Here is a 21,807-nt window from a genome sequence, read left to right on the forward strand (position 1 = left end):
CGGTGAACTCGTGCTTTCCCAGCCGGAGCACGACCGGCGCGCGCTCAGCGAGTGGTGGCGGGAACATCGGAACCCAAGGTGCGCGTGAATCCGTCGGGCACCACGACGTCGTCGCGGCCGAGGTCGTGGACGGAGCGATGGCCGAGGGCGAGCAACGTCGAGTCGATGCCGTTCCGCAGGACGTCGAGCACGTTCTCGACGCCGGCTTGACCGCCGGCGGCCAAGCCCCAGAGGTAGGCGCGGCCGATGAGCACGGCACGGGCGCCGAGCGCGAGGGCTTTGACGACGTCGCTGCCGCGGCGGATGCCGCCGTCGAGCAGCACTTCCACCTGGTCACCGACGGCGTCGGCGATCGCGGGCAGGGCGCGGATGGTGGCGGGCGTGCCGTCGAGGTTGTTGCCGCCGTGGTTGGACACTGAGATCGCACTGACCCCGGCATCGACGGCGCGACGAGCCTCGTCGACGCGGATCACGCCCTTGAGCAGGAACGGCCCGTCCCACTGCTGCCGCAGCCAGGCCACATCGTCCCAGCTGGGCGGCGGGGTCTGCATCCACTGCCCGTAGGCGCCGAAGAACGTGGGCGCCGATCCGCCGGGCGGGGCCATGTTCGGCACGGACAGGTCGGGCAGCCGGCGGGTGCGCGCGTAGGTGTAGAGCCACCGCGGGTGGCGGATGCCTTCGGGGGCGAACCGGAGCAGTTCCCGCGGGGTCAGCTTGTCGGGGATGTGCGGGCTGCCCCAGTCGCGGCTGTGGGAGAACGACCAGTCGAGCGTGAGGATGATGCCGGCGGCGCCGGCGGCCCGGGCGCGGTCGAGGCGGCCGACGATGTCGTCGCGGGTGCCGGTCCAGTAGACCTGGAAGTAGGTGTGGGGGTTCGCGGCGATCACCTCTTCGATCGGCTTGCTGCCGAAGGAGGACAGGCCCATCGACGTGCCGCGCGCGGCCGCGGCGCGGGCGACCGCGATCTCGCCCTCGGGGTGCACTGCCTGGACCCCGGTCGGCGAGATGAGGACGGGCAACGACACGTCGCGGCCGAGGACCGTGGTGGCGAGTTCACGCCGCGCGGCATGACCGGCGGTGCGCGGGGCGAAGCGGAGTTCGTCGAAGGCGCCGAGGTTGTCCTGCAACGTCAGGCCCTTTTCCGAACCGGCGATGAGTGCCGAGTAGACGGACCCGGGCAGTCGCTTCTTGGCCCGGCGCTGGGCTTCGGCGACGGATTCGAACCAGGTGTTGCTCATCGTCGTTCCTTACGATCGATCCGGAGGGGCCGCCAGGCGAACCGCGGGCGCAGCGGCACTGCCGTGTGGTGGGTGAGGCAACCGGCCCAGACGCCGGCGCCGTAGGCGATGTCGTCGGCGACCGCGGCGGCGCTGTAGCGCAGCGGGTCGAGCCCGGGCCGGCGGGTGTACCAGCCGGCGAGCGGGGGGCCGAGCAGCAGCGACGCGGCGGCGAGCCGGTGGCGGCCGCCGAAGGCCAGCAGCGCGGCGAGGGCCGGGGCCGCGAACTGCGTGGTGTAGCGGCCCGTGCCGAGCCACGTCTGGTGCACGGCGGTGCCCATCGCGCGGGAGACCCCGGTGGTGAGAATGTCGCCCGCCCGCAGGGTTTTCCGCATGCTCAGCACCGCGCCGGCGAACCCGGCGGCGGCGACGAGCGGGGCTCGTGCGAGGAGCCCCGCGACGGTCACCGCAGGCCACGGGTGCAGCACCAGGGGCGCCATCGCACCGGGGTGGCGCCGGGCCAGCGGTGCCGCCGACGTGCCGTACCGGAACCGCCGGGACAGCAAACCGCGCCACGTGGTGGGTTCTTCGTGGCCGACGCGGACGGAGGGGTCGTAGCGCACGCGCAGGCCCGCGTCGTGCAGGCGCCAGACGAGGTCGACATCCTCGCCGACCCGCATCGCCGAGTCGAAGACCGCGCCGCCCCGGGTCACCGTCTCCAGGGCGGAGCGGCGGACCACGAGCGCGGCAGTCGGGACGTAGGACACACGCGTCCCGGGCGCGACGCGCGCTTGCCGGTCACCGAGGTCTAGGCTGCCCGCCGCACGGGTGTAGCGCCCGGCCCAGCTGTCCGGCGCCAGTGGGTGGATCCGGGGCGCGACCGCGGCGAGCAGCGGGTCGGCGAAGTGGGCCGCGAGCCGGTCCGTCCACTCCGGACTCGGCACGCAGTCGCTGTCGAGGAAGGCGACCAGCTCGGTGGTGACGTGGTCGAGCGCGGTGTTGCGCGCGGCGGCGGGCCCGCCGTTGGTGGCGCGCCGCACCAGCTTCGCGCCGTGTCCGGCGGCCACGGCGGCGATCGCGGCGGGGTCGGCGGAAGCGTCGTCGACGACCAGCACCGGGTGGCGCCCGTCGAGCGCGCCCAGGCACCGCGCGAGTTCGGCGGCACGGTCGTGCACCGGGACGACGATCGTGACGTCCGGCGGGCCCTCCGGCGGTGGCGGCACGGGGTGGGCCAAGCCGGCGTCGGTGAACCGGCGGGCGAGCGCGCCGGTCGCCGGCGAGCCGACCGGGCTGGTTTCGAGCGTGCGCCAGGCTTTCCGCCCGGCCTCGGTCAGGCGCAGCACCCGAGCCGGGGTGCCCCCGAACCACAGGGTTTCGGTCAGCTGCTTCGCGTCCGGGTCGGGCTCGACGCGGAACCCGTCGGGCAGCGGTGCGGTCACAGGGCCAGCCCTCCGTCCACGGGCACGACCGAACCGGTCATCCCGCTGCTGTCCGGGCCGGCGAGGAACGCGACCACGGCGGCGACTTCGTCCGGGTCGAGCAGCCGCGCCATCGGCTGCTGCGGGGCGAACGCGGCGGCCTCGGGCAGGCCGTAGAGCCGGGCGCTCTCGGCGAGGACCGGGGTGTCGGTGGACCCGGGGCTCACGGCGTTCGCGGTCACCCCGGAGTCGGCCAGTTCCACCCCGAGCGCGCGGACCAGACCGGCGACGCCGGCTTTGGCGGCGCAGTAGGCGGCAAGCATCGGCAGCCCGCGCGTCGCCGCGGCCGACGCCACGGCGATGAACCGCCCGGACCGCGGCGCCGGGCGACGCAGCAGCGCCGGGATCGTCACGCGAGCGAGGTTCACGACGCCACGCAGATCGGTGTCGAGCACAGCGTCCTCCTGCTCCTCGGGCACCTCCCACAACGGCCGCCCGCCGGCGATCACCCCCGCCGCGGCCACGGCCGCGTCGAGGCCACCCCAGCGCTTCTCGGCCTCGGCCACGGCGGCCGCGAGCGCCGCGCGGTCGCGGACGTCGGCGACATGCGTGACGACGTTCGGGTGATCGGCCACGGTGGACAGTTCCGCGGTTGTGCCCAGCCGGTACGGCAGTGCGGGGTCGTCGGCGGCGAGGTCCACGGCGAGGACCGCCCAGCCCTGCTCGGCCAGCCTGCGAGTGGTGGCCGCGCCGATGCCGCGCGCGGCGCCGGTGACGAGGGCGACGCGCGGGCTCACGGCGCGACCGCCGGGAGCCAGGCCTCGACGTGGGCGAGCAGCTGTGTACCGAGGTCTTTCAGGAGGACCGCGCCGTCTTCGGCGGTCGCGTTCGTCGGATCCCCCAGCACGCCCGTGTCCGTCACCGCCCGCACCCCGCCGGAGCGCAGGAGCGGCAGGACCTCGTGGAGCGGGCGCCGGTCTCCGGCAACCGCGTGGGACATGCGCACGGCACCCGGGCGCAGCGTCAGCTGCAGGGCGGTCTCCGCCGCACCGGCGTGGGGTTCACCGCGCCAGCGGGGCTGGAACACCGACACATCCCGGGATTCCGCGACAAGCGTGGCCACAGCCCGGCCGACGGGTTCGGCGTTGCCGCCGTGGGCGGAGACGAACAGCACCCCGCTGAACGTCTCCGTCGCCGAGCGGCCCAGCTCGACCAGCAGCAGTTCCGTCGCGGCTCGCCCGATCGACACCGTGCCGGCGAACCCGGCGTGCTCCCCGCTGGACCCGTACGGCACAGCCGGAGCCACGAGGACGTCCGGTCGCCCTTTCGCGAGGTTTTCGCACAGCGCGACCGCGATGTCGGTGTCCGTGCTCAGCGGCAGGTGCGGCCCGTGTTGTTCGGTCGCCCCGATCGGGACAGCCAGGATCGCTCCGGCCGCCGCGCGCCGCGCGACGTCCGGGAACGCCAGGTCGGACAGGTGCATCGTCAGCGTCCGCCGCGCCGGGCGAATTCGGCGCTGAGCGGGCTCTCGTCGCACGCTCGCTCGGGTGGGCGGCGCATGCCGATCGTCACTGGGACCGGGCCCTTGCGGTGCGAGTGGTCCAGCGATGGCTTCGGCGCGCTGCCCGGCGCGACGCCGGCGAGCGAGAGCTCCCCCTGGCCTCGCACGCACTCGGGATCCGGGCCGTCGAGGGGCAGGCCGGTGAAGAACTTCGCCGCCATGCAGCCGCCGCGGCAGGAGTCGTACGCCGAGCACGACGTGCACGCACCGCCGGTCTGCGGGCTGCGCAGCTCGGTGAACAGTTCGGACTCCCGCCAGACTTCGGCGAACCCGGCGTCGCGAATGTTGCCGGCGAGGAAGGTTTCGTGGATCGCGAACGGACAGGCGTAGACGTCGCCGACCGGGTCGACCAGGCACACCACCCGGCCGGCCCCGCACAGGTTCAGCCCGGGCAGCCCGCCGTCGCCGTACCCCGCGAGGTGGAAAAACGAGTCGCCGGTCAGCACGTTCTCGCCGTGCGCGACGAGCCAGTCGTACAGCTCGCGCTGCTGGGCCGCGGTGGGGTGCAGCTCGTCCCACACGTCGGCTCCGCGGCCCGAGGGCCGCAACCGGGTCAGGCGCAGCTGCGCGCCGTAGCGATCGGCGATCTCCTTGAACGCGCCGAGCTGCCCGGCGTTCTGCCGGGTGACCACAACGGACACCTTGAAGTCGGCGAAACCCGCGTTGCGCAACCGTTCCATGGCACGCAGCGCGGTGCGGTACGAGCCCGGCCCGCGCACCGCGTCGTTGACCTCCTCGGTGGCGCCGTCGAGGGAGATCTGCACGTCGACATAGTCGCTCCCGGCGAGCTTGGCCGCCACCTCGTCGGTGATCTTGATGCCGTTGGTGGAGAACTTAACGCCGACGTGGTGCTCGGTCGCGTAGTCGACCAGCTCCCAGAAGTCGGGTCGCACCGTGGGCTCGCCGCCGCCGATGTTCACGTAGAACACCTGCATGCGCTCGAACTCGTCGATCAGCGCCTTGCACTCGGCCGTGCTCAGCTCCCGCGGATCCCGCCGCCCGGACGAGGACAGGCAGTGCACGCACGAAAGGTTGCAGGCATAAGTGAGCTCCCACGTCAGGCAGATCGGCGCGTCGAGCCCGTACTGGAACTCCTCCACCAGCGACATCACACACTCCTCGGGCGGATCATCCGCGACTGGGCCAGCGTGGCCAGGGCACCTTCGTAGCGCGGCAGCTGCGCCGGTGGCACCCCGGCCTCGGCGCACGCGGCTCGGGCGCTCGGGCGCTCGGGCAGCGCCCGCACCACGGCCAGCAGCGTCGGGTTCTTCAGGAAGGACAGGCGGCGCGTGCCGAAGTGGTACAGCAGCGCGCCGAACCGCTCGGGCCGAACGGACACCTGGGCATCCAGCTCCCAGGCGCCGTCCAGCTCGAACGGCGAGGTGTCAGTAGACACCGCACATGCCATCGATCGAGACCTCTTCGACCAGCAGGTCTTCGGCCACCTCGGGGGTTTCGACTTCGGTGGTGTCCTCGCTCATCGGATCCTCCTTCGATATTCGTCACCACGTGACGAATATCCGGCAGAGTAACGTCACCACGTGACGAAAGACAAGACCTCCGACGGACGGTTCGCATGACCACCGACTCCCCCGCTCCACACGAAGCCCGCCGGGGCCGCCCGCCGGGCACGAGCGCGCGTGAACTCGAAGTCATCGCGCTCAGGCTCTTCAGCGAACAGGGTTTCCACGAGACCACCGTCGACCAGATCGCCGCGGCCGCCCACGTCACCAAACGCACGTTCTTCCGCTACTACGACACCAAGGCCGACGTGCTGTGGAACGAGTTCGACACCGAGGTCGCCACGATCCAGTCGCTGCTCGCCGCGTCGCCGGAGGACCTGCCCGTGCTGGAAGCGGTGCGCCTCGCCGTGCTCGAGGCCAACCACTACAGCGCCGAGGACGTCCCGGAACTGCGCATGCGCATGAGCCTGGTCAGCACCGTCCCCGAACTCGCAGCCAACGCCACCATCCACTACGACGCCTGGGAACGCGCCGTCGCCGGCTTCGTCGCCCACCGCACCGGCCAGCCCACCGACTCCCTCTTCCCCCTCGCGGTCGGCCGCTCGGTCCTCGCCACGTGCCGCGCCGCCTATGAACGCTGGTCAGCCCGCGCCGACGCCGACCTCACCCTGTACCTGGACGCCGCCATGAAAGCCCTGGCCGCCGGCTTCGCCGATACCGTCTTGGTCACCGAGCCGGACCCCACTCGATAGGGGGTCCGCCCTACCCGAAATGCGGCGTCCCGGCCGGGCGGTGCTGCCGCAACCCAGTGGGTGGCTCCTGGAAGGCCACGCGGTTTCACCGCCCCGCCAGGACGCCGCAGGTCCCGGGCGATTTTGGCTCCGAGTCCGCGGCTCAGCTGGGCGAAGGGGCCGGCTTGTATGCTTGGGATGAACGAAAAGTTCGGGAGGTATAGACCAGCCGCTGCCAGGACCACCGGTGGTTGAGTCCGGCGGCTGCACCCTCGGCATCGGGCCCGCAACGACCGCAATCATGTCCGACACCTGGACACTCGGTCGCACACGACCTTTCTCCGGCGAGATCTTACTGCGACAATCCACGGCGTTCGCGGAGCGCGATCAAGACGAAGTTCGGACGCCGGTTCCATGCTATGCGCGACACGGTACTGGAGTTCCGCATTACCACGGACCTTCAACGTCTACGGTTCGTCTGCTTCGCATCCTCGTGATGAGGACTGCTCGTGCACGATTTGCGGCCGAATCCACCCGGCCCGACGCGCTGTCCATGGGGCCTGGATCAAGAGAACACCGGACGGTGGAGATTTGTCGCCTGCGGGGGCGCAGGAGATTACCGGGTGCGGGCGGACGAACCGCAGACCGGCGATTGCGACGCCGAAGAAGCCGGCCAGCAGCTGGAGAAAGAAGCCCTTCGGCTTCTCGGTGGTGCCACGTTCCCAACGCCACACAGACTTCTTCGTGAGATTGGTTTCGCGGTGATACTTCGTGGTGGCCAGGCGATTGAGTCACGAGCCAGCATCGCATCCCGCCGCGCGTACCCCGCCGCCACGCGATCCCGTCGCGGCAGGCGTGGAAGGTGCACAGCACCGGTGGCGCCCGCCGCTGTGCACTCGGTGAAATCCGGCGGGCGCGCCGGCCGTGCCGGCTGAAGGGCTGTATCCGTAACACCGAGTGCCCGGGCCTCGAAGGCTGCGGCGTGATCGCCCACGCTGACTGGATTCCCCACGCACCAATGCCGCTCGATCGCGTGTCCCTGGTGCCGGCCGGCCCCGGACGCTTCTTCCGCAATCGTCACCGGGGCGAACCGGAGACCTCAGGAGTTCGCACGTCGAAGCTCGCCGAGTAGGCGCCTTCCGTCCACGCAGCGCCGCGCGCGTCCGCCCCTCATGTAGACCTCGCACACGGTAGCGTCCGCGAGGTGGACCTTTCAGGGGGAGACGAAGGACATCGCCAGCAGTTGATCGACGAGTTGCGGCCGTTGCTTGAGCGGATCTCCATCCCCAGCGCAGCCATCCGCGTCGACGATGATCATCCCGCCGCGATCACCGGCTCATTCGTGGGCAGTCACCCGTACCTTCCCGAGGGTGCGTCGTGGCGGCAGTACCACGACCTGCCGATGCTGTTCCTCATCCAGATCAACTTCGCCGAGGTCGGCCCGCTGCCCGGGTTCCCGACCAGCGGGTTGCTGCAATGGTTCATCGGCGCCAACGACCACATGCTCGGATTCACCACCGGCGCGTCGAAGGGATTGGAAGGGTTCGACGTCCGCAGGTACCCCGACACCAGCGCCGCACCGATCGAGGGGCCACAGGCGCCGACGCCGTGGCACCGACTGCGCGACGAAGACAACCTCTTGACACCGCTGAGCACGAGCGACGCACGACGTCTGAACTTCCAAGTCGGACGCGCCCTGCCGCAACTCGCCGAGTTCACGTTGGACGGCGACCTCGAGCAGCTCGTCATGGACTTGGCGCGGCTCGGCGGCGCACCAAGTGATGATCCAGGTGTCCTTGCCGGGAACGGATGGATCGACCTGCTCGGCCGCGAGAGCCCGTTCCGCGACGACTTCGTCCAGGGCAGTTCGCTGGGCGGCAGCGCCTATGTCACGCACGAAGACCCCCGTGGAAACTCCCCCAACTTTCCGCCGATCGGCGACCCCGCCGGCCAAGTCCTGATCACCCTTGACCAGGACATCGCTCCCGACTGGGGTGTCCAGGGCATCGCCCACCTGTTCGGGGACCCGGCAGCCGTCGCCCGAGGCGACCTCTCGTCCGTCCGGTATTACTGGGACTGCACCTGAGCGGTAACTCGGCAGGCCAACGCGGGGCTCCGACGACCTCGAGGAGACGAACGTTCGACGTCTCGAACTCACCGGGCGAAGGCGCCGCCCAGCTCCCCGGCGATGTCCTGCCTTAGTCCGGTCAACGGTGTGGCGCCGGCACCCCAGGTGTGGCTGACCAGCCCGGCACTGCGCGTGCGCGGTATCGCGCAGGTCGGCCAGGGCCCGCGGGTTCAGCCGAGGGCAGCGGCCAGCAGGGCGAAGGCGCCGATGATGACGGCGACGCGGACGTAGTGGAAGCGGTCCCAGTGGTTCATCTGCTCCTTCCAGTCGGTGGGACGGCTCTCGGGGGTCCACGTCTTGCCACGGTTGTTGATCGGGACGAGCAGCAGCAGCGACATGACCACGCTCACGATCAGCAGCGCGGCGGCGATGACGACGAGGCCGGCGCCGGGCTGATGCCATCCGGCGATGGCCCAGACCGCGCTCAGGACGAGCGAGCCGACATACCAGAACGGCATGAGCGCGCCGAGCATTCGGCCCCCGTGGGAGCGGGCGGCCTGGTTGCTGTCGTCGGGGAGTCCACTGAAGATCCGGTTCATGACGAAGGCGACGGAGAACTCCACCCCCACCATCACCCCGACGACCACGATGGTGACGACCTCGAGTGCACCGAGCATGGCGACCTTCCCGAAATCTAGTGTTGCTAGACGTTGAGGCAACGCTAATACTAATGTCGCTCGGTTGTCTAGCAGTGCTAGAATCGAGTCATGTCGGTACAGGAACGGAAACAGCGCGAACGGGCGGACCGCGAGCGCCTCATCGTGGCGACGGCCCGCGAACTCGCCGAGCAGCAGGGCTGGGACGCAGTCACCACCCGCCTGCTCGCCGAGCGCATCGAGTACAGCCAGCCGGTCCTCTACAGCCATTTCCGCGGCAAGCGCGAGATCATCGGCGCCGTCGCCCTCGAGGGTGCCGCCGAGATGGCCACGGCACTGCGGGCCGCGACTGCCGCCACGGACGACCCGCGCACCCGGGTCACCGCCCTCGCCCGCGCCTACCTCGGCTTCGCCGAGCGCAACCCGGCCGTCTACGACGCCATATTCCAGCTCGACGGCGGCCTGACGTTCGCGAAACAGGACACCCCGGAGCCACTGAAGGACGCCTTCGCCGCCCTGCTGGAAACCCTCGAAGACGTCGCCGGCAACGGCGTCCACCCGGGACTGTTCACCGAACTGTTCTGGGCATCCCTCCACGGCCTGGTCACCCTGACCCGCGCGGGACGGCTACCACCGGGGGACGCCGAGCGGAGGGTCGAGCTGCTGGCGGACCGGCTCCCCGTACTCTGACCCACCGCCCCGGCGGGCACACAGCCGACGTCCCCGGTACCCGCCACCTCGCACCCGAACGTGTCGGGCTGGCCCGCGACCTGTTCGCGGTCGTTCTTGCCGCTGCCCGATCCGAGCTGCACCCCGGGCGTCTACTACTCGGCGGTTCGGTCAGTCGATGGTGTTGCGGTGCTGAGACTGGTTGAGGCGCTGGGCTTCGTGGAGCTGGTCTTCGAGGGTGATGATGCGGCAGGCGGCGTCGATGGCGGTGCCCTGGTCGACCAGTTCCCGGACGCGGGTGGCCAGGCGCAGCTGGTAGCGGGAATAGCGACGATGCCCGCCGGCGGAGCGTTGCGGGGTGATCAGGCCGGCCTCGTCGAGGCTGCGCAGGAAGCCTTGGGTGACGCCGAGCATGTCGGCGGCCCGGCCCATCGTGTAGCCGGGGTAGTGCTCGTCGTCGAACTTGCCGGCCCCGCTGCGCGTGGCCGGTCGGTCTTGCTCAGGGGTCATTCCACCTCCACATCACAAAGGACCCCGGGTGCCGCATGCGGCACCCGGGGTCCTCAAGGGTTTGGGTTTTCACCATTGCCAACCGACGTGACCGCCGGCGTGTTGCACCCGCGGCCGGCGGAAAGCCGGACCCCGCGGGGATCGCTCACGTGTAACCGAGCACCACCTCCGAACTCGATGGAACTGCGGCACCCGCGCGGCACTACCCGGCCGCTGCGGGCGATCCAATGATGTTCCCGTTCCCTTCTTTCCGGTGTTTTCCACTTACTCGGTACTGCTACTTCACCTGCTGCGAACGCCATCGCGGGGACCCTTCCACTGATCGGTCCCAGCACGCTGACGCCGCTGGTCACTGCCCGAAGCCCCGTTCACTGATCGGCTCCGGCCACCTGACCGGTCCTGCAACTGCACTTACACACAACAACTGCTGATACTGCTGATCTTCACGGGCGCACACGCTCCGCCCATGTCCTGCACTACCACTCCGAGACCGGTACTACCTGGTCACACCTCTTCACAACCCGGTCCCGGGTACTGCTCCCGGTCCCCAGCCGGAACCTGTTTCTTGAGTGGCTCCGTCCTGCCTGACCGTCCTGTCTCACCTCACGGGCAGTTACGTTATCTCCCGCGTCCGCTTGACGTTGTCTCTCTCGTACGTGGAGAACATTACATGCCCTCACCGTTGAATGTCTACTCCCGTCGCCATAGATTTTCTGGGGCGGGTCGGACGGATGGCGGGGCGAGAGGGCACACAGACCATGAGTGACGAGGGCACGCAGCACCCGCTCGGTGATCGGTACGGTTTGGGTGGAGCGCGGGATCTGGGCGAGTACACCCAGGCCCTCACCCGGCTGATGGAGCGGGGACGGCGGGAGCAATGGGTGACGGTGCTGTCGGAGGCCGAGGCCTACACGGCAGCGGAGCTGCTCGGGCAGTTCGCGCAGCTGGAGCCGCTGGGTGAGTTGAACCAGCTGGCCGCCTCCCTGGCCAGCCGCATCTACCGCCGCCTCGGCGCCTGACTACCGGACCAGGCTGCCCGTTGTTTTCGGCCTGCTACCGAAAGGTCGGCCAGGAGATCCTCACCGCACCCAGCCTGCCAGTAGCCCTGCAGGCAGCCGCCGAAAGCGCTCCCCAAACCCCTCAGCACAGGTCGCGGTCTGCGCACGCCGACGGGACATCGACGGTGCGGCGGCGGGAGCTGGGCGAGCTGAGGCGATTCGAGCCGGAAATCGTGGTTGGCGGCGTGGACCAGGATCGACGTGCTTGCACGACGCGTCACCGAACACCCCCCACGTGGCGTGGGCTGGGACGGCGGCAGGCGTTGCCGGCTCGGTCATCCCGACCGTGGACGTGCAGGTGCAGTCGCTGGGCGCGTCGGTGGTGCTCGCCGTGCGTGGCGAGTTCGATGTGCTCACCGTTCGACGCGGCAGAAGGCGCTGGAGCAGGCCTTTGTCGCGCCGCCGGCCGTGCTGGTGCTGGACCTGAGCGGTGTCGCGTTCTTCTCTGCGGTTGCACTCGCCTGTCTGATCGACGCACGCGACCGGTCGGCTGGCGAGGTTTCTCTGCGACTGGTCGTGCCGCGCCGCATCCGTCGTAGCCTGCAGTGGGTGGGCATGGAGCCGCTGTTCCGCTTTTTCACCGTCGTGGAGGCTCTGCCTGCCGCCGTGACCCTTCGGGTTCCTTCTGACACCGGCGATGTCTGGTTGCGCGTCACCCGCAGCGCCACGGTCGGTGCCTTCCGTGGTGCCGTGTCCGACGTAGCGGCGCTGCACACTCGGGTGGTGGCGGGAGAGGATGGAATAGATGCAGCCTGCCAACCACAGAAGTGCCCACGGATATACCGTCGGCACCGGCCCGCCCGTGGGTGAGGTGGCCCTTCGACATACCAGTGGCGGGGTGGTGATCGTCGCCCGTGGGGAGTTTGACGCGATCACCAGCCCCGCGCTGCGCGAGGCGGTCCATGGTGTCCTGGCCGAGGCGCCGCCGGTGCTGGTCATGGACCTGACCGGGACCGTGTTCTTCTCCTCCGTGGCGATCGGCGTCCTCATGGATGCCGTGCTCACTGCCGGCGAGCGCACCTGCGTGCGGGTCGTGGCCGCCCGGCCCATCCGCCGGACCCTGCAGATGCTGGATCTGGACCCGCAATTCGACTACTTCGACACCACCCAGGAAGCCCTGACCGCCCCGGCCTGAATGACGGCCCCGAGGCCGCGTCGTGCATATCCGCGTCACCAGGACCGCGCCGCAGGCCCGGTGATGGATCGACGTGCCGGAATGCTCACCGGTGATCAAACCGGCCTCGCGCAGCACCTTGAGGTCATGTGAGATCGTCGGCCTGGCCAGCTCGAACGCCGCGCTCAGATCCCCCACGCTGGGCGCCTCACCGGCCATGCACAGCAGCGAGATCAGCCGCAGCCGGACCGGGTCGCCGAGGGCTTTGAACGCCGTCGCCAGGTCGGTGGCGTCCTCGGCCGCCAGCGGTGCCTGTGTCAGCGGCGCTCACCGATCGGTGGCGTCGGGTCCGGCATGAGGTGATCATGGCACGAGGTCAGGTGCCGTGCTGCTGCGCCCAGTCGTGGGTGGCGACCTGGACCGCGTCGTACGGGCTGCCCAGCGGCGGGGTGTAGGACAGGTCGAGGTCTTCGACGTCGGCCACGGCCATGCCGTGGTGGATCGCGGTGGCGAAGACGTCGACGCGTTTGTGCACGGCCGATTCGCGGTGGCCGACGAGCTGCGCGCCGAGCAGCCGGCCGGTCTGCGCGTCGCCGGTGACGCGCAGGTGGATGGGGTGGGCGCCCGGGTAGTTGGCCTTGTGGTCGTCGGCGACCGACGCGACGGTGACCGGGCGGAAACCGACGGCGTCGCGGTCGCGCAGGCCGGTGCGGGCGATGGCCAGGTCGAACACCTTCAGCACCTGCGTGCCCAGCGACCCCGCGTAGCGGCGGAAGAAGCCGAGCGCGTTTTCCCGGCCACGCGGCCCTGTTTGTGCGCCGTGGTGCCCAGTGGCAGATAGGTGTCCGTGCCGAGCAGCCGGTGGTAGGTGTGCACGCAGTCGCCGGCGGCGTAGATGCCCTCGACGCTGGTGCGCATCCCGCGGTCGACGGCGATCGCCCCGTGGGTGCCGAGTTTGACCCCGGCGGTCTCGGCCAGTGCGGTGTCCGGGCGGACACCGGCCACGATCAGCGCCACGTCGGCGGTGCGGGCGAACCCGTCGCTGCCCACCACCTGCACACCACCCTGCCGGCGTTCGATGCGGTGCACGGCCGTGGCGGTGCGCACGTCCACGTCGTGCGCCTGCAGCTGCGCCCGCACCAGCGCACGCAGCTCGGGATCCACAGTGGACAGTACCTCGCGCATCATTTCCACCAGCGTGACCGCGATTCCCCGGGCACGCAGCGCCTCGACCATCTCCAGCCCGATGTAGCCGGCCCCGACGACCACGACCGTGGCCGGGCTCCGGTCGAGGGAGGCGGCCAGGGCGAACGTGTCGCCCATGGTGTGCAGCAGGTGCACCCCCTCGTGCGGGCCGAGCTCGTCGAGCCCCTCGATCCGCGGCCGGAGCGGGACCGCGCCGGTGCCGATGATCAGCTGGTCGTAGCCCAGCTCGCGGGGACCGTCGCCGTCGACCACGGTCACGCTGCGCGCGAAGGGATCAATCCGGGTCGCGCGCGTGTTCAGCAGCAGGTCCAGGCCTGCGGTCTTCAGATCGGCGCGGGTCCGGTGCGCGAGGGCTGGCCAGTCGGGCACGTCGCCGGAGAGGTGGTAGGGGATGCCGCAGATGGAGAAGTTCGGGTAGGCCTCGGCCACCACCAGGGTCGGGCGGACGGTCGGGTCGAGTTCGTGCGCGCGCAGGCCCGCGCTGATCCCGGCATCGCTGCCGCCGATCACGAGCAGCCGGGTCATCCTCGTCGTCTCCCTCAGTTCGCCGGAGTGCGGTCACGCCAGCGCCGGCGCAACCAGAGGCTGACGTACACCAGCGCGACCAGCACCGGGACTTCGATCAGCGGGCCGACGACGCCGGCCAGCGCTTGCCCGGAGGTCACCCCGAACACGCCGATGGCCACGGCGATGGCGAGTTCGAAGTTGTTGCCCGCGGCGGTGAACGCGAGGGTCGTGGTGCGCGAGTACGACAAGCCCGAGGCCTTGCCCAGCAGGTAGCCACCGCCCCACATGATCGCGAAGTACGCCAGCAGCGGCAGCGCGATCCGAGCGACGTCCAATGGCCGGGAGGTGATGTTGTCGCCCTGCAGCGCGAAGAGCATGACGATGGTGAACAGCAGCCCGTAGAGGGCGATCGGCCCCACCTTGGGCAGGAACTTCCCCTCGTACCAGTCCCGGCCTTTGCTGCGTTCGCCGATGCGGCGCGAGAGGTAGCCGGCCACCAGCGGGATGCCGAGGAAGATCACCACCGACAGCGCGATTTCCCACGGGGAGAAGCTGATGCTCTGGCTTTGCAGGCCGAGCCAGCCGGGCAGGACGTCCAGGTAGAACCAGCCCAGCACCCCGAACATGATCACCTGGAACACCGAGTTCAGTGCCACCAGCACCGCGGCGGCTTCGCGGTCGCCGCAGGCGAGGTCGTTCCAGATGATCACCATGGCGATGCAGCGGGCCAGGCCGACGATGATCAGCCCGGTGCGGTACTCGGGCAGATCCGGCAGCAGCAGCCACGCCAGCGCGAACATCAGCGCCGGGCCGACCAGCCAGTTCAGCACCAGCGACAGCACCATCGTGCGGGTGTCGCGCGTGACGGTGTCGAGCCGGTCGTAACGGACCTTCGCCAGCACCGGGTACATCATCAGCAGCAGCCCGAGCGCGATCGGCAGTGACACCTGCCCGATCTTCACCGCGTCCAGCACGCTCTGCAGCCCAGGAATCACGCTGCCCAGCAGCAGCCCCACCACCATCGCGGCGATGATCCACACCGGCAGGAACCGGTCCAGAAAGGACAGCCGGTGCAGCACGTCGGCTTCGAGCGGGGTCGTTCGGTCATCAGCAGTCTGGGTCACAGGGCCAGGCCTCCGGAAGTCGTGACGGTGAAAGGGGGTCAGGCGTCGAGCAGCTCGGCCAGCAGGCCACGGACGCGGCGGTCGATCTCGTCGCGGATCGGGCGCACCACGTCCACGCCCTTGCCGGCCGGGTCTTCCAGGTCCCAGTCCAAGTAGCGTTTGCCCGGGAACACCGGGCACGTGTCCCCGCAGCCCATGGTGATCACGACGTCGGAGGCCTCGACGTCCCCGGTCGAGAGCTTGCTGGGCACCTCCGCGGTGATGTCCAGCCCCCACTCCGCCAGCACCTCGGCCGCGGCCGGGTTCACCTTGTCTCCCGGCTCCGAGCCCGCCGAGCGGACCGCGACGCGCCCCATGCCGTGGTGCGCCAGCAGCGCCGCGGCCATCTGCGAACGACCAGCGTTGTGCACGCACACGAACAGGACTTCGGGAACTCGGGACACAGCAGTTTTCCTTTCAGAGCAAGGGGAAACGATCAGGAGGACAGTTCGCCGAACAACCCGCGCACCCGCGCGTCCAGCTCGTCGCGGATCTGGCGCACCACCGCCAACGGCTGCCCGTCCGGATCCGGCACGTCCCAGTCCAGGTAGCGCCGGCCCGGGTAGATCGGGCAGGCGTCGCCGCAGCCCATCGTCACCACCACGTCGGCGGCGCGGACCACCTCATCGGTCAGCGGCTTCGGATACGCGCACGTCAGCGCGATGTCCAGCTCCGCCATCGCCTCAGTGACGACCTCCGGGATCCCCCGCGACGGCCGCGACCCGGCCGAACGCACCGACACCCGCCCGAACGCGTGGTGATCCAGCAACGCCGCCGCCATCTGCGACCGGCCCGCGTTGTGCACGCACACGAACAGCACCTGCGGCACCTCGACCTTGACCAGCCCCGACGCCCGCCCCCGATCCAGCAGCCGCTCCCGGGCGAAACGGGCCGTCAACGTCGGCAGGTGCGCCTGCACCGTCGCCGTGTCCTGAAGAAGCGGGTACGACTCGTGCACGAACCGCGCCACCATCTCCCGCGCGAACGTTCCGCGGAACCGGTCGGCCAGCTCGTCCACGATCCGCTCGACCTGCTTGTCCGCCTCGTGCGCGGGCAGGCCGCGAACCGGCTGCACCATGACGCTCTCCTTGGATTGACTTACCTCGATCCAAGTGAACGCGATTGGATCGACCTTTGTCAATCCAGCGCGTATGGTCAGATGGGAGACACGCACGACACGACGGGAGGGCGCATGACGGCCAAGCACCAGTCCACCCGGACCCCCGTCCCCGTCACCCTCCTGTTGGCCGAACCGGCCGCCGTCGTCACCGACACCGACGCCGCCGACGCCGGGAAACTCTTCAAGGCCCTCGCCGACCCGCTCCGCATCCGGCTCGTGTCCCTCATCCGCCACTCACCCGGCGGCGAAGCCTGCTTCTGCGACCTCGCCGAAGAGTTCGATATGCCCCAGCCCACCCTCAGCCACCACCTGCGCGTCCTCGTCTCCGCCGGCCTCCTCACCCGCGAACGCCGAGGCACCTGGAGCTGGTACAGCCTCGTCCCCGAGCCGCTGGAAACCCTTCAAGCCCTCCTGCACGACGGCGGGCCCCTCGTCGACCGCATCGCACCCGTGGACGATCCGGAGCGCGCCGGCCGCTGCTGACCACGCGCAGGGTCTGATCCATGCAACTGCGGCGCCCTCGAGAACCTGGGGACCGCATTCGGAGCCAGGCCGGTCATGCAGCCGCTTGTTCCCTGCTGGACAAGGCGGTCGAAGGAACTCGAACCGGGATCGATTGGCCCTCATGTAGTTCCAACACTCGCTCGACGTCGCGTCAGGCCGCCGTGATACTGGGCGTTCACGCACGCCACCGCAACCTGCGAGCTGCACGGCGTCACGATCGCCGATGGCGACTCGCTACTGCTCGCCGACCCCTCGCCCGACTACGACGAGGACGTGTTCACCTTTCGACGTCTCGCGCACCCCGAACAAACGCCTCGCCTTCGGGTTCGGCATGCATTAGCTCCGTGCTCGCCCGGTCAACCTCCCAGGCCGACGTTTCCTGCTTCACGAGAGACCTCCCGCCATCGCGGTTGGCCACTGTGGACGACGCTACGCCGCCCCGGCGAGGCCACCAAGGACACGAGCAGAACGCGCCGACCTGTCGACAGCATCGACGATGAGCACGTGGACGAGCTCGCCACCAGCGGGCGAGCGATTCCGTGCACGTACGTCAGGGCTGAGTGGGTCGGGCGTCCGGCACGTGAAAGGTTCGTCCGTTGATGGTTTCCATCGGGATCCGCAGGAAGTGTGAGCGTTCTCCACCGGGCCATGGCCGGTGGCGGGGTTCGGCCAGCGTCACCAGCTCGTCGATTTCGGTGATCGAGTTCGCCTTGCCGAGTACGACAACACTCCATCCGGTGCGGTTGACGGGGTCGATGCTGTCGACCTCGAACGCGACCACTTCGTCGACGAGCTTGGCGATCGACCCGGTGCGGCTGCACCGGACGATGATGTTTCCCTCGTGCACCAGGAAGTTGACCGGTCGGATGGCGGGCACCGCGTTCTCGGAAAACACCAGCCTGCCCACCGGCTGGGTCGACAGCAGGTCGATGCATTCCCGTGGGGTCAAGGGGCGCAACTCGGTCATCGTCGATCCCGGTGGTCGGCGGAACAGCAGGTTCACCGTTGAGCGTGCCCGGCGGCATACAGCGGGATCAGGGCAAGAAGTCCTCGACTCTCGGGACAGTCGGCCGGTGTCGGGCTTGCTGCGGCGGTGTCCAAGCCGTCGACGCAACAGCAGGCGGCCGCGACCATGCGAACGGGAGTGGCGTGAGCCGCTGTGCCACAGGCTCCTGGGTCATCCGGCGCCGATCGGAGGTCGGCTTGGTCGCTGGGCGCAAGGCGTCCGTCGGAGCTGAAGGCGCACGTACGCGCTTGCCAGGTGGGGACATTCGTCCCCGCCCGCTCGCCGCGCACCACCACATGAACCAGGAAGAACGTCGGTCACCCCTTGAGCGCGGTTCAGGTGTGCACAGGCGAAGGATTCACCACCGGCCCATTTCGTCCTGTCCCGGCTCAGCCGTTCCGCTACGGCGGTTCGGGAACGTCCGGATGGCAGCCCGCATCGCCAGACCGGTGGGCTCATGATCAGCACTCCCCCGAACGCACCACCAGGACCGGGCAGCTCGCGTGGTGCAGCAAGGCCTGGCTCGTCGACCCGAGCACAAGCCCGGCGAAGCCGCCGCGGCCGCGGCAGCCGACGACGAGCAATTGGGCGTTGTGGCTCAACGCGAGCAGCCGGTGGCGTGGCTTGTCGTGTTCGACTTGGCGTTCGACGTAGACGTCGGGGTACTTCTCCTGCCAGCCGGCGAGGCGCTGGGCCAGCAAGCGGTGGCCGGTCTCCTGGAGGCTTTCGAACTGGAACATGCCGCTGCCGACACCGGTGTGGGAGAGGTCGCCGTCGTGCCAGGTGTGGAGGGCGAGGAGGCGGGTGTTGCGCAACGAGGCCTCCTCGAAGGCCCACCCGATCGCCGCGTCGCTGAGCGGGCTGGCGTCGACGCCGACGACGACCGGGCCGTCGACGGTTTCCCGGCCGCGGACGACGACCACCGGGCAGTGCGCCTTCGCGGCCAGATCGAGCCCGGGAGAGCCGCTGAACAGGCCGAGCAGCGGGCCGATCGGTTCGCCGAGAACGAGGACCCTCGCGCGTTCCGACACCATGAGCAGGGCGGGCACTCGGCCTCGGTCGGTCGCCTCGGTCCAGACGGGCAGCCCAGGCACGACGGCTTCGAGCGTCTCACACGTCCGGCGCAGCAATGCTTCCGCCTCCGCGCGCTTGACGGCTATCCAGTCCGACGGCATGTCCGCCGTGCTGCCGAACCAGGTGTCGTCGAACCCGTAAGCGGTGAGCAAGAGCAGCGGAGCGTGCTGCCGCGCTGCTTCCCCCACTGCCCACACCGCTGCCGCCGTCGCGGTCTCCGAGCCATCCACGGCCACGACGACGGGTGACTTTCCCGGTGCGGTCATGATGCGCCCTCCCGTCCCACGATGCGAAGCACGAACGTAGGCTCGGCCGGGCCTGCTCCTCTGCAGCCGTTCGTCCCCTCGGCCCGGGACCAACGTCAGCCCGGCGCCGCGAGCCAGTTCCGGCAGTCGCCCACGGCCGTCGGCAGCGTCGGGCGCTTCCCCCACCTTCCCCACCAGTCTCGCGGCTTCGAGGTCGTCGCGCAGGTCCTGCTTGCCGCGCTCGAACGCCAACACGATGCCGTGCCGGATGAGCTCTTCACGCAACTGGTCGACAGCGTCGGCCTCGGTGAGGTCGAGTTCGACGTTGGCCTCAGTGTGACCACGAACCACCGACCGGTCCGGGGCCTCCTCGACGCCGCGGCGAGGGCGCGCCGGCGGAAATCCTCCACGTTGGCGAAGCACAACGCCACGTCGGTGCGGTACTTGACAAGGCTGGGCTCCACAACCGCCTTCGTGTAGTCGTCGACGTCGTGCATGCCGGTCAAACCCCGCACGACGCCGAGGATGCCGTCGTGTGGCCAGGCAGTCCGTCGCAGGAGTTCCAGGATCGACTGTCCGACCGCGACGAGCGCGCCGTGGCTCACCCACCGCCCGGGCACTCCCGCAGTCGTCAGCAGGGCGAGCAGGAGCTCGCTGTTACGGAAGCGCGCGAACCGGCGGAACTCGCGGACACAGGTCGTCGACGAGCAGCGCAAGCAGGGCGGCCAGCGTTGGGTAGCGGGCCCCCGCGACGACGTCGCCGCGCAGCCAAGCGCGTCGATTGCCGCGCAGCCGCCGCCCTGGCACCATCGCCGAAAGCTTCCGCCGGGCCAGCGTGCGCGCCGCAAAGCGCCGGCGATGCTGCCGGAAGTGGCCGGTACGCGGGGGCTCCGCCTACAGGGCCGAACGCCACACCCTCGATGACCTAACGCCCTGCCGGCGCGCCCGTACTCGCATGAGGCTGAACCGCATGGCCGACACGAAACCGTGGGCAGCGGTCCGGGAAACGCACAGCGGGGTGGTCTTCCTGGTGGGTGATCGTGCGTACAAGCTGAAAAAGCCCGTCGACCTGGGGTTCCTCGATTTCACCTCGCCCGCCACGCGGGAACGGGTATGTCGACGTGAGGTCGAACTGAACCGACGGCTCTCCCCCGACGTCTACCTCGGTGTCGCGAACGTCGAAGGACCCGAAGGCCGCGACTACCTGGTCGTGATGCGCCGTATGCCGGACGAACGCCGGCTGTCCGCCCTCGTCCGCCGCGGTGAGGCGCTCCTGCCGGTAGTTCGCGCGCTCGCCCGTGAGCTCGCCGTCTTCCACGCCGCAGCCGAGCGGAGCCTGGCCATCGAGGCGGACGGCACCCGCGACGCGGTCCTGGCGCGCTGGCGAGCGAGCTTCGCCCAGGTGCGGCCGTTCCACGGAGTGGTGGTGGACACCGCCGTCGCCGCCGAAATCGAACACCGCGTGGAAGAGTTCATGGGCGGCCGGGAACCGCTGTTCAGCCGGCGGATCGCGGAGGGCCGCGTGCTCGACGGGCACGGCGATCTCATCGCGGACGACGTGTTCTGCCTCGACGACGGCCCGCGGGTGCTGGACTGCCTGGAGTTCGACGATCACCTCCGGCACGTGGACGGCCTCGACGACGTGGCGTTCCTCGCGATGGATCTCGATCGGCTCGGTGCGCCGGAGCTCGCGGCCGAGCTGCTGACGCGGTACGCGGAGTTCTCCGGCGACACCGCGCCCGCGGCTCTGCGCCACCACTACCTGGCCTACCGCGCGTTCGTCCGGGCCAAGGTCGCCTGTCTCCGCTACGCACAGGGTGACCCCACCGCCGCCGAGCTCGCCCGCGAGTACGCGGAGCGGACCCGGCAGCACCTCGAGGCAGGCGACGTCCGGGTCGTCCTGGTCGGTGGCCTGCCCGCGTCGGGAAAGTCCACAGTGGCCGGCGCGCTGGCCGATGCCCTCGGCGCAAGCCTCCTACAGAGCGATCGGGTGCGTAAGGAGCTCGCCGGCATCAGCCCCGGCGAACACCGTCCCGCCGGGTATCGGCACGGGATCTACGCGCCGGAGTGGACGGCCCGGACGTACGACGAACTCGCCCGGCGGTCCGCAGAGCTGCTGTCCGTGGGTGAAAGCGTGGTGCTCGACGCGTCCTGGATCTCAGCGGATCAGCGGGCGAAGATCGCCGCAGTGGCCGCGGGAACCAGTACCCGGCTGATCGCCTTGCGGTGCAGCGCACCGGAGGCGGTGCGGCAACGACGCCTCGGCACCCGCTCGAGCTCGTATTCCGACGCCGGCCCGGAGGTCGCCGCGGCGATGGCGGCCGACACCGACCCCTGGCCCGGCTCCTTCGCCGTCGACACGACCGGCAGCCCTGCCCAGAGCCTCGCCTTCGCGCTCGCCGTGCTCACCGAGGACCGGCGAAAGTCCTTCGGCCCGGGGAACTCAGACTCTCCACCGGAGGAGTACTCGGCTGGCACGGTCGAGCCGACGGTCTCCCGACACGAGTAGGCAGGCGG

At 70.0% G+C, this 21,807-nt stretch carries 25 protein-coding genes and 1 pseudogene; 8 read left to right on the forward strand and 18 right to left on the reverse strand.

Going from position 1 to position 21,807, the window contains the following annotated elements:
• Nucleotides 1–44: 44 nt before the first annotated feature.
• From mftD to mftA, 7 genes are read right to left on the reverse strand one after another with little or no spacing between them, the layout of a single operon-like run.
• The gene (gene mftD, locus I6J71_RS25755) at nt 45–1,238 is read right to left on the reverse strand and encodes a pre-mycofactocin synthase MftD (protein WP_204089209.1); all 1,194 of its coding nucleotides are present in this window, start codon (nt 1,236–1,238) and stop codon (nt 45–47) included.
• Nucleotides 1,235–2,656, reverse strand: a complete 1,422-nt coding sequence (mftF, locus tag I6J71_RS25760; protein WP_204089210.1) for a mycofactocin biosynthesis glycosyltransferase MftF — start codon at nt 2,654–2,656, stop codon at nt 1,235–1,237. The genes mftD and mftF overlap by 4 nt, the downstream gene beginning before the upstream one ends.
• Entirely contained in the window at nt 2,653–3,432 is a 780-nt protein-coding gene (locus tag I6J71_RS25765) for a mycofactocin-coupled SDR family oxidoreductase (protein ID WP_204089211.1), read from the reverse strand. The genes mftF and I6J71_RS25765 overlap by 4 nt, the downstream gene beginning before the upstream one ends.
• A complete protein-coding gene (gene mftE / locus I6J71_RS25770; RefSeq protein WP_204089212.1) occupies nt 3,429–4,118 on the reverse strand; it encodes a mycofactocin biosynthesis peptidyl-dipeptidase MftE in 690 nt (229 codons plus the stop codon). The genes I6J71_RS25765 and mftE overlap by 4 nt, the downstream gene beginning before the upstream one ends.
• Nucleotides 4,119–4,120: 2 nt before the next feature.
• Complete coding sequence (gene mftC / locus I6J71_RS25775; protein WP_204089213.1) at nt 4,121–5,305, reverse strand: mycofactocin radical SAM maturase; 1,185 nt, start codon at nt 5,303–5,305, stop codon at nt 4,121–4,123.
• Nucleotides 5,305–5,592 carry a mycofactocin biosynthesis chaperone MftB gene (gene mftB, locus I6J71_RS25780; RefSeq protein ID WP_204089214.1) on the reverse strand — a complete coding sequence of 96 codons (288 nt, stop codon included), beginning with the start codon at nt 5,590–5,592 and terminating at the stop codon, nt 5,305–5,307. The genes mftC and mftB overlap by 1 nt, the downstream gene beginning before the upstream one ends.
• Nucleotides 5,582–5,677, reverse strand: coding sequence for a mycofactocin precursor MftA (mftA, locus tag I6J71_RS25785; RefSeq protein WP_204089215.1), 96 nt, complete (start codon nt 5,675–5,677; stop codon nt 5,582–5,584). The genes mftB and mftA overlap by 11 nt, the downstream gene beginning before the upstream one ends.
• 95 nt (nt 5,678–5,772) lie before the next feature.
• On the opposite strand from mftA, the gene mftR reads away from it, so the two are divergent.
• Together mftR and I6J71_RS25795 are read left to right on the forward strand one after the other, a co-directional pair.
• Complete coding sequence (mftR, locus tag I6J71_RS25790; protein WP_204089216.1) at nt 5,773–6,411, forward strand: mycofactocin system transcriptional regulator; 639 nt, start codon at nt 5,773–5,775, stop codon at nt 6,409–6,411.
• Nucleotides 6,412–7,594: 1,183 nt separating this feature from the next.
• Nucleotides 7,595–8,476, forward strand: coding sequence for a DUF1963 domain-containing protein (locus tag I6J71_RS25795; protein ID WP_204089217.1), 882 nt, complete (start codon nt 7,595–7,597; stop codon nt 8,474–8,476).
• Between the two features lie 212 nt (nt 8,477–8,688).
• Here I6J71_RS25795 and I6J71_RS25800 read toward each other — a convergent pair whose 3' ends face one another.
• Nucleotides 8,689–9,135, reverse strand: coding sequence for a DUF1772 domain-containing protein (locus I6J71_RS25800; RefSeq protein WP_204089218.1), 447 nt, complete (start codon nt 9,133–9,135; stop codon nt 8,689–8,691).
• Between the two features lie 90 nt (nt 9,136–9,225).
• Between I6J71_RS25800 and I6J71_RS25805 the strand changes: the two genes are divergently transcribed.
• A complete protein-coding gene (locus I6J71_RS25805; RefSeq protein ID WP_204089219.1) occupies nt 9,226–9,804 on the forward strand; it encodes a TetR/AcrR family transcriptional regulator in 579 nt (192 codons plus the stop codon).
• 150 nt (nt 9,805–9,954) lie between these two features.
• On the opposite strand, the gene I6J71_RS25810 is transcribed toward I6J71_RS25805, so the two are convergent.
• On the reverse strand, nt 9,955–10,293 hold the full coding sequence (locus I6J71_RS25810) for a helix-turn-helix domain-containing protein (protein ID WP_204089220.1): 339 nt from the start codon (nt 10,291–10,293) through the stop codon (nt 9,955–9,957).
• A gap of 758 nt (nt 10,294–11,051) precedes the next feature.
• Between I6J71_RS25810 and I6J71_RS25815 the strand changes: the two genes are divergently transcribed.
• The 3 genes from I6J71_RS25815 (at nt 11,052) to I6J71_RS25825 (ending at nt 12,486) form a co-directional block, all read left to right on the forward strand.
• Nucleotides 11,052–11,312 carry a hypothetical protein gene (locus tag I6J71_RS25815; protein WP_204089221.1) on the forward strand — a complete coding sequence of 87 codons (261 nt, stop codon included), beginning with the start codon at nt 11,052–11,054 and terminating at the stop codon, nt 11,310–11,312.
• Nucleotides 11,313–11,591: 279 nt separating this feature from the next.
• Complete coding sequence (locus I6J71_RS25820; protein ID WP_370541973.1) at nt 11,592–12,161, forward strand: STAS domain-containing protein; 570 nt, start codon at nt 11,592–11,594, stop codon at nt 12,159–12,161.
• A 28-nt stretch (nt 12,162–12,189) separates the two neighbouring features.
• On the forward strand, nt 12,190–12,486 hold the full coding sequence (locus tag I6J71_RS25825) for an STAS domain-containing protein (RefSeq protein WP_204089223.1): 297 nt from the start codon (nt 12,190–12,192) through the stop codon (nt 12,484–12,486).
• Nucleotides 12,487–12,600: 114 nt separating this feature from the next.
• On the opposite strand, the pseudogene I6J71_RS48850 reads toward I6J71_RS25825, so the two are convergent.
• The 6 genes and pseudogenes from I6J71_RS48850 to I6J71_RS25855 form a co-directional block, all read right to left on the reverse strand.
• Nucleotides 12,601–12,684 (reverse strand): annotated as a pseudogene (locus tag I6J71_RS48850) (hypothetical protein); the annotation flags it as partial.
• Between the two features lie 157 nt (nt 12,685–12,841).
• A complete protein-coding gene (locus I6J71_RS25835; RefSeq protein ID WP_204089224.1) occupies nt 12,842–13,198 on the reverse strand; it encodes a hypothetical protein in 357 nt (118 codons plus the stop codon).
• A 2-nt stretch (nt 13,199–13,200) separates the two neighbouring features.
• Nucleotides 13,201–14,196: an FAD/NAD(P)-binding oxidoreductase gene (locus tag I6J71_RS25840; protein ID WP_204089225.1), complete on the reverse strand. Its 996-nt coding sequence runs from the start codon at nt 14,194–14,196 to the stop codon at nt 13,201–13,203.
• Between the two features lie 14 nt (nt 14,197–14,210).
• Nucleotides 14,211–15,302, reverse strand: a complete 1,092-nt coding sequence (arsB, locus tag I6J71_RS25845; protein ID WP_304503239.1) for an ACR3 family arsenite efflux transporter — start codon at nt 15,300–15,302, stop codon at nt 14,211–14,213.
• Nucleotides 15,303–15,340: 38 nt separating this feature from the next.
• Complete coding sequence (locus tag I6J71_RS25850) at nt 15,341–15,745, reverse strand: low molecular weight phosphatase family protein (RefSeq protein WP_204089226.1); 405 nt, start codon at nt 15,743–15,745, stop codon at nt 15,341–15,343.
• Between the two features lie 32 nt (nt 15,746–15,777).
• A complete protein-coding gene (locus I6J71_RS25855) occupies nt 15,778–16,419 on the reverse strand; it encodes an arsenate reductase ArsC (protein WP_239153909.1) in 642 nt (213 codons plus the stop codon).
• Between the two features lie 114 nt (nt 16,420–16,533).
• Here I6J71_RS25855 and I6J71_RS25860 point away from each other — a divergent pair, with 114 nt between their 5' ends.
• Nucleotides 16,534–16,944 carry a helix-turn-helix transcriptional regulator gene (locus I6J71_RS25860; protein WP_204089227.1) on the forward strand — a complete coding sequence of 137 codons (411 nt, stop codon included), beginning with the start codon at nt 16,534–16,536 and terminating at the stop codon, nt 16,942–16,944.
• 571 nt (nt 16,945–17,515) lie between these two features.
• Here the strand turns inward: I6J71_RS25860 and I6J71_RS25865 are convergent.
• From I6J71_RS25865 to I6J71_RS25875, 3 genes are all read right to left on the reverse strand, one after another.
• Nucleotides 17,516–17,932: a pyridoxamine 5'-phosphate oxidase family protein gene (locus tag I6J71_RS25865; protein WP_204089228.1), complete on the reverse strand. Its 417-nt coding sequence runs from the start codon at nt 17,930–17,932 to the stop codon at nt 17,516–17,518.
• Between the two features lie 500 nt (nt 17,933–18,432).
• Entirely contained in the window at nt 18,433–19,311 is an 879-nt protein-coding gene (locus tag I6J71_RS25870) for a universal stress protein (protein WP_204089229.1), read from the reverse strand.
• A gap of 95 nt (nt 19,312–19,406) precedes the next feature.
• Entirely contained in the window at nt 19,407–19,895 is a 489-nt protein-coding gene (locus I6J71_RS25875; RefSeq protein ID WP_204089230.1) for a hypothetical protein, read from the reverse strand.
• 365 nt (nt 19,896–20,260) lie between these two features.
• Between I6J71_RS25875 and I6J71_RS25880 the strand changes: the two genes are divergently transcribed.
• Entirely contained in the window at nt 20,261–21,799 is a 1,539-nt protein-coding gene (locus tag I6J71_RS25880; protein ID WP_204089231.1) for an AAA family ATPase, read from the forward strand.
• The last annotated feature ends 8 nt before the right edge of the window (nt 21,800–21,807 follow it).

Source organism: Amycolatopsis sp. FDAARGOS 1241, from assembly GCF_016889705.1.
GTDB lineage: Bacteria > Actinomycetota > Actinomycetes > Mycobacteriales > Pseudonocardiaceae > Amycolatopsis.